This is a genomic window from Staphylococcus petrasii, from assembly GCF_002902565.1.
GTDB lineage: Bacteria > Bacillota > Bacilli > Staphylococcales > Staphylococcaceae > Staphylococcus > Staphylococcus petrasii.
The window spans coordinates 29213-44106 of sequence record NZ_PPRC01000060.1 but is presented as its reverse complement, the minus strand read 5'-3'; the positions used below and the strand labels follow the sequence as shown (position 1 = coordinate 44106).

The window sequence follows — 14894 nt, the reverse complement described above, 5'->3', positions numbered from 1 at the left end:
AAATAAAATGGATTTCTTCATAGATGCCAAACTCCTTCGATGTATATTAATGATAATGATTATCAATATCATTAAATTTATATTACTTTATTATAAAGTATTTAGCAATACAATTTTCTATTTAATTTTCCAAAACATAAAGACCCAATATCGCTAATCTGTTAGCGTTATTGAGTCTTTATGAAAAATTATTTTTTATTAACTTTATCGATGATTTTATTTAATTCATCAATTTGTTTTACTGTAGTTGTTGAAGAACCTGAAGCGAAGTACCATAATTTTGGATCTAATTCATATACTTCGTTATCTTTAATTGCATTAACATTTTTAATAACGTTATTTCCTAAGACTTGTTTAGCTGTAGATTTACCGCCTACAACTGAACCACGGTCCATCGCTAAAATAACATCTGGATTTTGTTTAGTGATGTATTCATTGTTAACATTTTGACCATGAGAACTATTGCTTACATTTTTATCAGCTGGTTTAAATCCTAGTGTATTAAATACCAACTCACCAAAACGTCCATTTGGACCGTAAGTAGATAATTCACCTTCATTTACTAATAAATACATTACTTTTTTATCAAAATCTTTAGTTTTGTCTTTCATTTCAGAGATTTTCTCATCTAAATCTTCATTAATTTCTTTTGCTTTATCTTCTTTATCGTAGATTTTTCCTAAGTTCTCTGTATTTTTCTTCATATCATTAACTAAATTCTTGTCTTCTGTCCCTACATAGACAATTTTAGCTTTTGGCGCAGCCTTTTTAAATTCATCTAGATTTTTTTGATTAGCTGTTCTTCCTGAAATAAAGATAACTTCAGGTTTTGCCTCTGCAATTTTATCAAAATTAACTTCTTTTAAATTACCAGTATTTAGATATTTATCATCTTTAAATTCATCTAAAAACTTAGGTAACGATTGATTATTTTCACCTTTAGGTAAGCCTTTTACTTTATCAGCTACACCCATTTCTTTTAATACATCTAGCGCGCCATAATCTAATACGACAGCGTTTTTAGGGTTTTTAGGAACTTTAACAGTGTTAGATATCTTTTTCGCATCACTGCCGTCTTCTTCCTTACCACTTGCTTCAAAATTATTTTTAATTGTTACTGTTTCTTTTGAGTCATTACTCTCGCTTTTAGAATTGGAATCACTATTTTTTGATCCATTACTACAAGCAGATAAAACTAAAACTAATGATAATAATAAAAATAAGACAGTTTTTTTCATTTATACGACTCCTTAGTAAAATTTAACCTTTGTGCTGAGTTACATCTAGACTTCTCTCTAATTTACGTCTTCGATCGCATCACCCCTTTAAAGATTGAGGTTAAATTCTACTTATTAAATTGAGTCGAATGTGACTTCATCATAATAAAGACAAATACGTTGTCCTCGTATTTCCTCTATATGTACATCCATTTCATATAATTCTTTTAAAATATCAGATTGTATCACATTATCTTTAACATCTGCTTTAACAATTTCCCCATGTTTAAGCGCGATTATGTCATCTGAGTAACATGAAGCAAAGTTAATATCATGTAAGACAACTATAATGGTCTTATCTAATTCGCGACATAATGAGCGAAGTGTCTGCATGATTTGAACTGAATGTTTCATATCTAAATTATTTAACGGTTCATCAAGCAAGATATAATCCGTATCTTGAGCAATCGTCATAGCGATATAAGCACGTTGACGTTGTCCACCTGATAAGGTCTTGATATTTCTATCTCTAATTTCTTTAAGTTGTAATAGATCTAAAGCATATTCAACTTTTTCATAGTCTTCTTTTTTCATTCGACCTTTTGAATATGGAAAACGACCGAAATTAACTAATTGCTCAACCGTAATATTCATTTCAGTATGATTCGTTTGTTTTAAAATACTCAACTTTTTAGCTAAATCATCACTTTTATAATCTAAGACGGACTTACCTTCAATTGTAATAGTCCCTTTTTCATACTCAAATAAGCGACTTACGACAGATAATAACGTACTTTTTCCAGCACCATTAGGACCAATTAAAGAAGTAAGTCTTCCTTTTTTAATATCAACGTTAATATCTTTTAAAATAGGTTTGTTTAGTATTGATTTGTCTAGATTTTGAATTTGAATCAATTTGCACTTCTCCTTTTAACCAGTAAGTAAATGAAGTAACTACCACCTACTAAGTCCACAATTAAACTGAATTCTGTTGTAGCTTCGAAAAGATTTTCAACTACCCATTGCGCCATGAATAAACTAATCCAACTAAATAAAATCGTCGCTGGCAAAATATATTTATGTTCATATGTTTTCATATATTCATGCGCCAAATTAACTGTTAATAACCCAAGGAATGTTATAGGACCTATTAATGCAGTAGATATAGATACGAGTAAGGCCACCATAATGAGTAAGGTACGTGTCATCTTCTCATAAGAAACCCCTAAATTAATGGCTTGCGCTTTTCCTAATAAAAGTACGTCTAAATATGGGCGAAGTATAATAGTAATAATAATTAAAACAACGAGTAAGATCCCTGAAACTATAACTAAGTTAGAATTCGCTGCATCAAAACTAGCAAACATCGCACTTTGAACTGCTAGGAAAGAGTCTGGATTCATTATAAGCTGAAGGAAACTCGTAATACTTCGGAAAAATGTTCCTAATATAACACCTACTAATAAAATGAAATAAACTGAAAAGTTACCGAGCTTAAATATCCCTTGAAATAGTATTAATGAAAATAAAACCATCGCAATCAAGGTAATTAAAAAGTTCAAATAAACATTAGTAACAATAGTAGCTTGTTCACTGAATAAAACGACGGGTAGTACTTTAACGAATAAATAGACTGAATCAAGCCCCATAATAGAAGGTGTCAACAATCTGTTAGTAGTAATCGCTTGGAAAATGACCACTGATGTACCTATAGCCCCACCGACTAACAAGATTAAGATAAATTTTCTCAAACGACTTTGGAACTGATATTCAAATATATCAAAATCTAAACCTACTAATAAGTAAAAAATTGCCATACAAATTGCTATAACAGTTAATATGACTATTTTTTTGTTAGAACTAATTTGCATAATTTTTCCTACCTTTCATAAGTAAAATTAGGAAAATAATTGTGCCAAATACACCTATCGTTAAACCGATATTAATTTCATAAGGATAAACAATTAATCTTCCAATAATATCAGCTATTAATACAAAAATCGCACCTAACATAAGCGTATGTGGCAATGAGTTTTTCAAATGATCACCTCTATAAATAGAGATAATGTTTGGTACAATCAATCCTAAAAATGGTAAAGTCCCTACTGTTACAACAACTAAAGCTGTTAACGTTGCAGTAATAAATAAAGCGATATTAATGATTTTTTCATAACTTACACCTAAGTTATGGCTAAAGTCTTTCCCCATCCCCGCAATAGTAAAATGATTTGCGAAAATAAAAGCTAAAATAAGTAAAGGCACTGTTAAATATAGAACCTCATAACGACCACTTGTTATAATCGCAAAGTTACCAGTTAGCCAGTTTCCGATACTTTGTAATGCATTGGTTCTCAAAGCTATAAATGTAGTAAAACTTGATACAATGCCGCCAACCATGATACCTAAAAGAGGAACAAAAATGACTTCTTTAACACGAATAAAATTAATTAATCGAACAAATAAAAATGTTTCAATTAAACTTAAAGCAACTGCAAATAACAATTTAATTAAAATGTTTCCATTTGGGAAAAAGATGAGTGAAATTAAAATACCTAATTTCGCCCATTCCATCGTTCCGGCTGTGGTAGGACTTACAAATTTGTTTTGCATCATCTGTTGCATAATTAAACCTGCTAAAGCAAGTGAGCTTCCTGAAAGGAGGATACTAACTGTACGAGGAATTCGACTTGAAACCAAGATATTCCTTTGTTCGTCATTTAAGTGGAAAATATCTGAAAGAGAGAGCTGACTCACTCCTACAAATAAGGAGACAATAGTTAAAACCACTAATAAAATAAGTAAAACATATCCCTTAAATAAAAATTTCATTAGCTATTCTCCTTGCTAAATATGTATGAAAATCTTTTATAATCATTTACTGATAATGATTATCATTACTATCAATATTAAAGATTGGGAGAATTAATTTCAATAGCTTTTTTAATTTTTACTTTTAGCTAGAGGAAAATTTATACATTATATTGAATTCGGTCACTAATATTTTCTTTCATTTAAAAAATTTCGTGCACAAAAAAAGCGATTTCGATATATTAAAATCGAAATCGCTTCATATTATTCTTATTAATTATCAAAAATAAAATCTTCATCTTGTAACGCTTCTACATTTAACGCTAATGTGTAGCCATCACCTTTAACTGAGAAGAAGTCATGGTTTTTAGTAGATGTATCTAAGGCATTTTCAATAATTGGGTTAAATTCTTTTTCTTCAAAATAAGGATCAAAGCCAAGATTAGATAAAGCTTTATTACCATTATATTGAACATAGTTAAGCACATCTTCACTTAAACCGATATCATCATATAGCATGTGTGTATAAGATACTTCATTATTGTATAACTCCTCTAACAGTTTATACATTTCTTTATCGGCTTTTTGTTTTTCATTCTCAGAAAGTTCATTACGTAAACTTTGAGCATCTAATCCAGTGAAAACACCGTGAATAGATTCATCTAATAAAATCTTTCTGATAATCTCACCAGAAGTAGTCATTTTACCTTGTCCAGCAAGATATAAAGGATAATAGAAACCAGAGTAGAATAAGAATGTTTCTAAGAACACACTTGAAACCCTTGCAATATATTGATCATAAATAGAGGCTTCTTTACCCCATAATTTATGATAATTCTCGATAATTTTGTCAGATTTATATTTTAAATGAGGCTCTTCAATTACCCAAGTATCTAATAAATAGTTTGTTTCGCTTGATGGAAGTAATGTTGTAAAGATATGTGAATAACTTTTAGCGTGAATTTGTTCCATCATTGCCATGAATGAATATACAGCTTTTTTACGTAAGTCTGTTGTGTGTAACATGATTAATGGCATACCATCATCTGCTTGGTGTGTATCTAAGCCTGTTAATCCTGCTAATGCACGTTTAAATGTATTTTTCTCATCTTCTGTTAATGTCTTCCAACTTGCAATATCCTTTGATACTTTAAATTCAGTTTCCACCCACATTTGTGAGATATTTTGACGCCAAAACATGTTTGTCATATCTTCTTGAGTATTCCAATTGACGGCCTTCATTTAATAAATCCTCCTCTTTTATATCACATAGCTAAATTACATTTTTAAGAGGAAAAGGTACAAATTTTCTAGAAAATGAGCTACTTATACCTTCTCCTCTTTATCTATATTATCGGTATCTAGTTATTAATCTGTTGATTAAATAGCACAACTTGTACATTCTTCTACACTTAATAATTTATTACGAGTGTAGTATAGAGATTTAAGCCCTTTATGATGTGCGTAAACATATAATCTAGATAATTCACGAGTTGAAATTTCAGAATTAACATATAAGATAGTTGAAATTCCTTGGTCTACGTGTGTTTGAATCGTCGCGATTAAATCGATTAATTTCATTTGGTCAGTATTAAATGCTGATTTGTAGTACCACATTGTTTCTGGTGATAAGAATGGCATTGGATAGAACGTTTCAGCGTTACCATAAGTACGACGTTCAATTTGGTCTACGATTGGCATTACTGAACTTGTAGCATTTTGAACATATGAAATACTTTGTGTTGGTGCAATAGCAAGTCTATATGCATGATATAAACCGTATTGTTGTACTTGTTCTTTTAATGCTTCCCAGTCTGATGCAGTAGGAATTTCTAAACCTTCAAATAAACGTTTTACTTTCTCAAATTTAGGTGTGATGTCTTCTTTAGTATAGAAATCAAAGTATTTACCACTTGCATAATCTGATTTATCGAAATCTTGATATGATTCTCCACGTTCTTTAGCAATTTCCATTGAACGTTCAATAGAATAATAATTCATCATCATAAAGAAGACGTTGGCGAAATCTTTTGCTTCTTCAGATTCATAACCAATTTTATTTTTAGCTAAATAACCATGTAAATTCATAACACCTAAACCAACTGAATGTAATTCACTGTTGGCTTTTCTTACGCCTGGCGCGTTTTGAATATTTGCTTCATCACTAACTACTGTTAATGCATCCATACCAGTGTGTACAGAATCTCTAAATTTACCAGTTTCCATTACATTCACTATATTTAATGAACCTAAGTTACAAGAAATATCACGTTTGATTTCATCTTCAATACCATAATCATTGATTACTGAAGTTTCTTGTAATTGGAAGATTTCTGTACATAAATTACTCATTTTAATTTGACCAATGTTTGAGTTAGCATGCACTTTATTAGCATTGTCTTTAAACATTAAATAAGGGTAACCTGATTGTAATTGCGTTTGAGCAATCATATTTAACATTTCACGTGCATCTTTTTTCTTTTTAACGATATTAGGATTAGCTACCATTTCATCGTAATATTTTTCTAAATCAATATCGTCAAGTGTCACACCGTATTCTTGTTTTACAGTATGTGGTGCGAACATATAGAAGTCTTTACCTTCTTTAGCAAGATCAAAGAATTTAGATGGCACAATTAATCCAGTAGAAATTGTAGATAAACGTAAATCTTCATCCGCATTTACTTTTTTAGTATCTAAGAATTCTTCCACGTCGTAATGGAAGATGTTTAAGTAAACTGCGCCTGCACCAGGACGTTGACCTAATTGGTCAGCATAGCTAAAGCCACCTTCTAAAGCTTTAGCAACTGGTAATACGCCTTTAGCGACACCTTTAATACCTTTAATCGCTTCGCCGCGTGCACGTAATTTAGATAAGTTAATTGCTACACCGCCACCAATTTTACTTAATTGTTTAGCAGTTGAATCAATGAAGTTAATTGAGTTTAAACTATCATCGACTTCTAATAAGAAACATGAAACTAATTCACCACGACGAGCACGACCTGCATTTAAGAAAGTAGGTGTAGCAGGTTGATAACGCTGTTCGATCATCGCTAAAATGAATTGTTTGGCTTGTTGTTTGTTACCTGCAGCTAAATATAAAGCAACAATAGCAACATGTTGATTATAATCTTCTAAGAATTGAGATTTATCATTTGTTTTAAGCGCATAGTCTTTATAGAATTTGCTTGCTGACATATAACTAGCAAACTCGAAATTAATTGACTTAGCAAATTCTGTGATTTCTACTAAATCTTCTTCGCTATATTGTTTAAAGACATTAAAATAAAAATTATTGTCTACTAAATAATGCAAGCGCTCAATCTCACTATCGAAGTATATTGTTTTATCGTGAATTTCTTCTAAATATACTTTTAATGCTTCTTGATCTTTTTCTAAATCAAAGAAACCATTATCTTTACGTTTTGTTACTTCATTATTTAGCTCAATATGATTGTACTTTTTCTCGTCCATAATTTTCATTGAAATGCCCCACCTTATCTTTAAATTCAATAACATCTTTGTTCGTGCCTTGTACTTCAAATTTCATTATCAGAGGTACTTCGTACGATTCTGAAATCGTGTGTCCTGCTTTGGCGAAGTTCTGTCCCCAATTACGATTACCACTGGCTGCAACGGCACGTAAATAGTGATGATTTACTTCTAAAAATGACTGTACTTCTTGAGGTACTTCCCCAAATCCAATTGTTCCGGTAACTAAAATGTAAGGCTCTTCAATACTGTCCTTACAATTCTCTTTAGTTATTTCCATTACATCTGTGAGTTCACTACGTTTAATAAATCGTCGTACATTTCCAGAAAAGGAGAAATAAACTACTTTCATTGGAACGCCCTCTTTCGTCAATCTATATAATGAATTAAAAAGAAGTTCTCTTAAATATATAAGAAAACTTCAGACTGTAGATAAATTCTTTCAGTCTTTCCATTCTATCTCACTAAGTCGATAAGCTCAAAATTTCTTGAATGTATAAGAAAACTTATCTTAAACAACAATAAAAAATATTTTACGAGTTCAACTTTTACTTTAAGTTAATGATTTAGTAGCCAAATCTGACTTTCATTGTTTAATCACTACATATTGTGTTTAAACTCAATCATCTTTATAATGATTTTATTTCGCTCGTACGTATTAATAGTATGATTTTTCAAGAAAAAGCACATAAATCAGTGTGATATTTCTATTAAAATGAATAATTCACATATTGCTTTTATTTCCTCCAAACACAACATGTTGTGTTTGATTTTTAAAATCAATACTATATTCTGTGTTTCATTATACCGAATTGCATTACCAATTAAAAGACAAGATTTAGTGACAAAAGTTCGGGAAAACGTTTAAAAGTGCATTACACCAAACTTAAATTCAGTAAAATTTTTTATTTTCATTTTCTGAGGGGTTTCACTTGCTTTTTTATCGATAACATTAAACATTGAATTATCAATGTTCTTGAGAGCAAATCTTTTATGTATACAACAAATTTTGTGCAATACAACACAAATTCTCAACCATTATTGATAAAAACACGAATGAAACATATAAATTTAGTGCAGAATGATATCTTATTTCTACGGTTAAGAACGTACGTTCGCGTTTTATTATATTATGCGCTTGTATCGTTTGCAAGTGCTTATGCAATTCTAAATGAATTATGCTACTATATATACGTTAATTTTTTAATAAATGAGGCGATAAACCTTGAATCCGAAAGTTAAAGGAATTATTGCTATTTTAATTTCTGCAGTCGGTTTTAGTTTCATGTCAGTATTTTTTAGACTGGCAGGAGACTTACCTGTTTTCCAAAAATCTTTAGCTAGAAATTTTGTAGCAATGTTTATTCCATTATTTTTTATCTTTAAATATAAACAGCCAATGTTCGGTAAGTTAAGTAGTCAACCTCTCTTGATGTTACGTTCTACTTTAGGACTGATTGGCGTTTTATTAAATATCTTTGCTATTGATCACATGGTGTTAAGTGATGCTGATACGTTGATGAAATTGAACCCCTTTTGGACAATATTATTAAGTTTAATTTTTCTAAATGAAAAGGTTCGTAAATATCAAATCATCGCAATGATTGTAGCTATTTTTGGTATGTTATTTATAGTCAAACCAGAATTTTCATCTACAATGCTTACATCATTAGCTGGACTGTTTTCAGGTATTTTCGCAGCATCTGCATACACTTGTGTTCGTGCATTGAGTACGAGAGAAGCACCATATACTATCGTATTTTATTTTTCACTATTTTCAGTAGTTGTATTAATTCCATTTTCAATTGCAACATTCGAACCTATGACAAATCTACAAATGGTTTACCTTTTAGGTGCTGGCCTTTCTGCAGCAGTTGGTCAAATCGGAATTACATTAGCGTATAGTTTCGCTCCTGCAAAGGATATTTCAATTTTCACTTATGCTTCTATTATCTTTACAGCAATATTCGGTTTTATTCTTTTTGGAGAAACACCAGACTTTTACGCTGTTATTGGATATGTCATTATTATCGGTGCTAGCTACTATATGTTTGAAAAGGCACGACGCCAAAAGGTTTTACCAGAGCAACAAACTAATACTAAGGAGTGAGTCAGTTGACTAAAGGACGTCAAAAAGACGAGTTACAAGACATTACATTATTAGGTAATCAAAATAATAAATATGAATTTGACTATACACCAGAAGTGCTTGAAACATTTGATAACAAACATCAAGGACGCGATTATTTCGTAAAATTCAATTGTCCAGAATTCACGTCATTATGTCCTATTACTGGACAACCAGATTTTGCTACAATTTACATCTCATATATTCCAAATGTAAAAATGGTAGAATCTAAATCATTAAAATTATATTTATTTAGTTTCAGAAATCACGGAGATTTCCACGAAGATTGTATGAATATTATTATGAATGATTTAATCGACTTAATGGACCCACATTATATTGAAGTATGGGGCAAATTCACACCACGTGGTGGTATTTCAATCGATCCATATACAAACTATGGTCGCCCTAATTCAAAATATGAAAAAATGGCAGAGCATCGTTTAATGAATCACGATATGTATCCTGAAAAAGTAGATAATCGTTAAAAATTGTATCTTTTCCACTAAATTGTTCGAAAATTTAGTGGAATTTTTTTATTTTCGCAACATTTTTCTTAAATTTACTATTGCCTATTAAAGAATTAAAGCGTATTTTATTAATATCATTTAAAATTCTATAAGAGTAAGACTATTCACATTGAGAAAACTTATTCTTAATATTTTATTTAGTATCAACTAATTGACTGAAAATTCTAAAAATTTTAATTTTTAAGAAATCCCTTTTCTTATACTATAAGTATTATTAGAAATGTTTTAGTCATTAAGGGAAAGAAAGGATTGGGATACTTATGGCAACAAACAATTCCCATGAACAAACTGTTCAAACAATACCTCAGAAAGGATTCTTCGGTCATCCTAGAGGTTTAGGCGTACTTTTCTTTGTAGAATTTTGGGAAAGATTTAGTTACTATGGCATGCGCGCAATGCTCATTTTCTACATGTATTTCGCACTTAAAGATGGCGGGTTAGGCATTGATCAAACGACTGCCATGTCTATTATGTCTGTTTACGGCGCACTTATTTATATGTCATCTATTCCAGGAGCATGGATTGCTGATAGACTTACAGGAACACGTGGTGCAACATTGATTGGCGCCGTGTTAATTATCATTGGACACATTTGTTTAAGCTTACCATTCGCAATGTTTGGCTTATTCTCTTCAATGTTCTTTATCATTATTGGTTCAGGTTTAATGAAACCAAATATTTCAAATATTGTTGGTCGTTTATACCCTGAGAACGACACACGTATGGATGCAGGTTTTGTAATCTTCTATATGTCAGTTAACTTAGGTGCATTAATTTCACCTATCGTACTTCAACATTTTATTGATATTAAAAACTTCCATGCTGGATTCTTAATTGCAGCTATTGGTATGGCATTAGGTTTAGTATGGTACATGCTTTTCAATAGAAAAAATTTAGGCACAGTGGGTATGAAACCAACTAACCCACTATCAGCTGAAGAAAAAAGAAAATATGGTTTAATCGTTGGTATCGTTGTAGCAATCATCGTCATCGTATTGGTAGTTACATACTTTACTCAAACATTAACATTCGATTTAATCAGTAATACAGTACTTGTACTTGGTATCGCATTACCAATCATCTACTTCACAACAATGATTCGCAGTAAAGACGTTACAGATGTAGAACGTTCTCGTGTTAAAGCGTTCATTCCATTATTTATCTTAGGTATGTTATTCTGGGCAATCCAAGAACAAGGATCTAACGTGTTAAATATATATGGTTTAGAACGTTCTGATATGCAAATGAACTTATTTGGATGGAAGACACAATTTGGTGAAGCTTGGTTCCAATCAATTAACCCACTCTTCATCTTATTATTTGCACCAGTCGTTTCAACAATTTGGTTGAAAATGGGTAAAAGACAACCAAGTCTACCAGTTAAATTTGGTATTGGTACATTATTAGCCGGTGCTTCATACATCTTAATGGGAGTTATTGGTATGAGCTATGGCAATACACACTTCTCAGTAAACTGGGTTATTCTTTCATATGTTGTATGTGTAGTCGGCGAATTATGCTTATCACCTACTGGTAATAGTGCAGCCGTTAAATTAGCACCTAAAGCGTTCAACGCTCAAATGATGAGTATTTGGTTATTAACAAATGCATCAGCACAAGCACTTAACGGTACATTAGTTAAATTAATTAAACCTTTAGGTCAAACAAACTACTTTATTTTCTTAGGTGCCGTAGCTATCGTGATTACAATTATTATTTTAGCCTTCACGCCTAAGATTTCTAAAGCGATGAAAGGTATTCATTAATTAAATGTATTAAATTGAACAGTAAATTACTTATTCGTGAGCCTGGGACATTTTTTAATGTAACAGGCTCCTTTTATGTAAATTACTTTTCTTCATTTTCAAAAGATGTAATTATCATATATATAATAAGGGTATTAGTATATAATTGAAGTTTTAAAACGAAAGTAGGCATTCATATGACTCAAAAATTTAATCATGGCGTACTATTCTACCATGAACATAGTGGCCTAAAAGACATTTACGAAGGTTTAGGTGCAGTAACTAAATCTCTAACTAAAATATGTAAACACTTATCTATCCAATTAAGTGAGAACGAAGGCGATATCATTAAATATTGCGAACAGATTAAAACACACGCTTACAGCGATGATGTTGATATCGTATTTATATTAGGTGGAGATGGTACGGTAAATGAACTGGTCAATGGTGTGATGGCTAACGACCTTAATATTCCAATTGGTGTTATCCCTGGCGGCACATTTAATGATTTCACTAAAACATTAAATCTAGACGGTGACCATGAAAAAGCGAGTGAACAATTAGTTGATGCTCATCTTGAAACATATGATGTCATGAAAGTGAATGGCACTTATGTATTGAACTTTGTCGGATTAGGCTTAATCGTGCAAAATGCCGAAAATGTTCAAGAAGGTCGTAAAGATATCTTTGGTAAATTAAGCTATATTGGTTCAACGGTTAAAACATTAATGGACCCTGAACACTTTGACTTTAAGTTAACAGTGGATGGAGAAGAACATACTGGCAACACTTCTATGCTTGTTATTGCCAATGGACCTAATATTGGAGGTGGACGTATTCCACTTACTGACCTTTCTCCTCAAGACGGGAAAGTAAATAGCTTCATTTTCGATAAACAAAGCTTTAGTATTCTAAATGATGTCTTTAAGAAAAGAGATAGTATGAATTGGAATGAAATAACGCAAGGTATCGACCATATCCCTGGCTCTCGTATCACTTTATCAACGGAGCCTGCGATGAAAGTCGATATCGATGGAGAAATTAACTTAGAAACACCTATTGAAATTGATGTATTGCCTCAAGCACTTCAAATTCTTACTTTCTCTGAAGAAGAAAATAAATAAATGATTTAAAAATGAAAAAGCGATTAAGATAAATGACAATGTAATGTTACGCATTGTTTCTTATCTTAATCGCTATTTTTTATTCTTCTCCTAGGAACATTGCTTCAACATCTTTCCAACCATTTACACGTTTAAAACGGTCTTCATTAACATTATGAGAAGCAGTAAAGATAATAGGTTCCCCTTCGAATATTTGTAGTTGTCGAGGGTTATCATCTATTAAATAATCTGTCTTCACTACATTCTTACGGCCACAGAATACAAACTGTTGTGGATCTAAGAATGGGAAGAATTCAAGTAACCACTCATATTTATCATGGAATGAAGTTGGCACATCCATTGCAGCAGTTGCAATATAAACATCATACTTCTCCGTCAATTTCTCAACGACTTCTTGCGCATGTGGCATCACTTGTAAATTTCTAAAGAAACCTGGCGCACGTAAAATATCACGTACTAAACCATCATGTTCAGGAATAACATGTTTCAATTTCTGACCATTTAACGATTCCACAGTAATGCCTAACTCTGTTTCAACATTAACCGCTTCAATAATCGCGCCTAATGTATCCGCCAATACCTCATCCATATCAATTGCTATAGATTTCCTAGACATGTAATCTCTCCCTTATTCATTACCTATATACCGTTAAAGTATAGCAAAAAACTTAAGGACAGAACAGAATTCACAATTTGAGCACTTCCGAGATATTGAACTCTACACATGATGAGCAAAATCTTTTAATACTCAAAGTGTTTCAATACTTCAATCATTTTATCGTTTTGTTCAGGGAAACCTATTGTAATACGTACGCCAGTTGGGAACGGACGCGTAATACATCCGACCTGTAATAACTCTTCATATAACTCCTGAGGTTTATCCGTTTTAACAAAGACAAAGTTAGTTTGACTTGGTAAGAAATGTTCACTTTGTGGAATATCATAGAATTTTTGACGTTCTACTGCGTTTTTAGCTGTCACTTCTTTCAAATACGCTTGATCCTCTAATGCTGCAATCGCTGCATATTCTGAAAGACGTGTCACATTAAATGGTGGACGGATGATGTTCCATTTTTCAATAGCTTCATTAGTCGCAACTACATATCCCACACGTAAGCCTGCTAATCCATAAGCCTTTGAAAATGTTCTAAGTAAAAATGCATTATCAAAACGTTCTTGTAACTTCAATGTGTCAGGATAATCTTCTGCCGTCACAAACTCAAAATAAGCTTCATCAATCAGTACAGGCACATGACTAGGCACACGTTCTAAGAAATGTTCTAACTCCTCATGATTGAAATATGTACCCGTAGGATTATTAGGGTTACATACCCACACTAACGCCGTGTCATCATCGACTTCTTTAAGAATTCCTTCTAAATCAAAGCCACCATTCTTTAACGGCACTTGCACGACTTCAGCCGATTCGACAATCGCATTGTGGTAGTATTGTCCAAATGTCGCTTCACTCGTCACAATTTTATCTCCTGGCGATAGCACTGCACGTGAAATCATTAATATCACTTCATCTAGCCCAGCGCCAAATAGAATTCTTGAAGCATCTACATTTAAATGCTCGCTAATCGCTTTTCGCAACGCAGGCGAGCCTGTTTCCGGATAATAGTATAATTCATCTAACTGTGCTTGAATGGCCTCTTTAACTTTAGGTGATGGCCCATACAAGTTCTCATTAGAGGCCAACTTATAAAGTTCACCCTCAATACCATGTTTTTCTTTAAGCGCTTGCGGTGACAAGCCCGGTTGATATGCTGATAGTTGATTCAATTGTTGTTTCATGTACAACCACTCCTTTGTCTTAAATATAAACATTTATTTAAATTATACAC

General features: G+C 32.0%; 13 protein-coding genes. 4 read left to right on the top strand and 9 right to left on the bottom strand.

Features of this window, described 5'->3' with window-relative positions:
* Positions 1 to 188: 188 nt before the first annotated feature.
* The 7 genes from CD127_RS09655 to nrdI form a co-directional block, all read right to left on the bottom strand.
* On the bottom strand, positions 189 to 1238 hold the full coding sequence (locus CD127_RS09655; RefSeq protein ID WP_103366552.1) for a ferrated catecholamine ABC transporter substrate-binding lipoprotein SstD: 1050 nt from the start codon (positions 1236 to 1238) through the stop codon (positions 189 to 191).
* A 114-nt stretch (positions 1239 to 1352) separates the two neighbouring features.
* On the bottom strand, positions 1353 to 2132 hold the full coding sequence (locus CD127_RS09650) for an iron ABC transporter ATP-binding protein (RefSeq protein ID WP_103366551.1): 780 nt from the start codon (positions 2130 to 2132) through the stop codon (positions 1353 to 1355).
* Complete coding sequence (locus CD127_RS09645) at positions 2129 to 3088, bottom strand: iron chelate uptake ABC transporter family permease subunit (protein ID WP_103297207.1); 960 nt, start codon at positions 3086 to 3088, stop codon at positions 2129 to 2131. Before CD127_RS09645 ends, CD127_RS09650 begins: the two co-directional genes overlap by 4 nt.
* A complete protein-coding gene (locus tag CD127_RS09640) occupies positions 3078 to 4046 on the bottom strand; it encodes an ABC transporter permease (RefSeq protein WP_103366550.1) in 969 nt (322 codons plus the stop codon). The genes CD127_RS09645 and CD127_RS09640 overlap by 11 nt, the downstream gene beginning before the upstream one ends.
* 252 nt (positions 4047 to 4298) lie before the next feature.
* A complete protein-coding gene (gene nrdF, locus CD127_RS09635; protein WP_103297209.1) occupies positions 4299 to 5267 on the bottom strand; it encodes a class 1b ribonucleoside-diphosphate reductase subunit beta in 969 nt (322 codons plus the stop codon).
* A 138-nt stretch (positions 5268 to 5405) separates the two neighbouring features.
* Complete coding sequence (gene nrdE / locus CD127_RS09630; protein ID WP_103366549.1) at positions 5406 to 7511, bottom strand: class 1b ribonucleoside-diphosphate reductase subunit alpha; 2106 nt, start codon at positions 7509 to 7511, stop codon at positions 5406 to 5408.
* A complete protein-coding gene (gene nrdI / locus CD127_RS09625) occupies positions 7474 to 7872 on the bottom strand; it encodes a class Ib ribonucleoside-diphosphate reductase assembly flavoprotein NrdI (RefSeq protein ID WP_103366548.1) in 399 nt (132 codons plus the stop codon). The genes nrdE and nrdI overlap by 38 nt, the downstream gene beginning before the upstream one ends.
* Before the next feature lie 873 nt (positions 7873 to 8745).
* Here nrdI and CD127_RS09620 point away from each other — a divergent pair.
* The 4 genes from CD127_RS09620 to CD127_RS09605 all read left to right on the top strand — a co-directional run bounded on the left by CD127_RS09620 (position 8746) and on the right by CD127_RS09605 (position 13047).
* Positions 8746 to 9630, top strand: a complete 885-nt coding sequence (locus tag CD127_RS09620) for a DMT family transporter (protein WP_103297212.1) — start codon at positions 8746 to 8748, stop codon at positions 9628 to 9630.
* Between the two features lie 5 nt (positions 9631 to 9635).
* Positions 9636 to 10136: a preQ(1) synthase gene (queF, locus tag CD127_RS09615; RefSeq protein ID WP_103297213.1), complete on the top strand. Its 501-nt coding sequence runs from the start codon at positions 9636 to 9638 to the stop codon at positions 10134 to 10136.
* A gap of 302 nt (positions 10137 to 10438) precedes the next feature.
* Positions 10439 to 11944 carry an S-Cys-Gly-3M3SH uptake peptide MFS transporter gene (locus tag CD127_RS09610; protein WP_103366547.1) on the top strand — a complete coding sequence of 502 codons (1506 nt, stop codon included), beginning with the start codon at positions 10439 to 10441 and terminating at the stop codon, positions 11942 to 11944.
* Between the two features lie 176 nt (positions 11945 to 12120).
* Positions 12121 to 13047 (top strand): diacylglycerol/lipid kinase family protein, encoded by a 927-nt coding sequence (locus tag CD127_RS09605; protein ID WP_103366546.1) that lies wholly within the window; start codon positions 12121 to 12123, stop codon positions 13045 to 13047.
* 79 nt (positions 13048 to 13126) lie between these two features.
* On the opposite strand, the gene CD127_RS09600 is transcribed toward CD127_RS09605, so the two are convergent.
* Entirely contained in the window at positions 13127 to 13663 is a 537-nt protein-coding gene (locus CD127_RS09600; RefSeq protein ID WP_103366545.1) for a 5' nucleotidase, NT5C type, read from the bottom strand.
* Positions 13664 to 13788: 125 nt separating this feature from the next.
* Entirely contained in the window at positions 13789 to 14844 is a 1056-nt protein-coding gene (gene hisC, locus CD127_RS09595) for a histidinol-phosphate transaminase (RefSeq protein WP_103366544.1), read from the bottom strand.
* Positions 14845 to 14894: the final 50 nt, after the last annotated feature.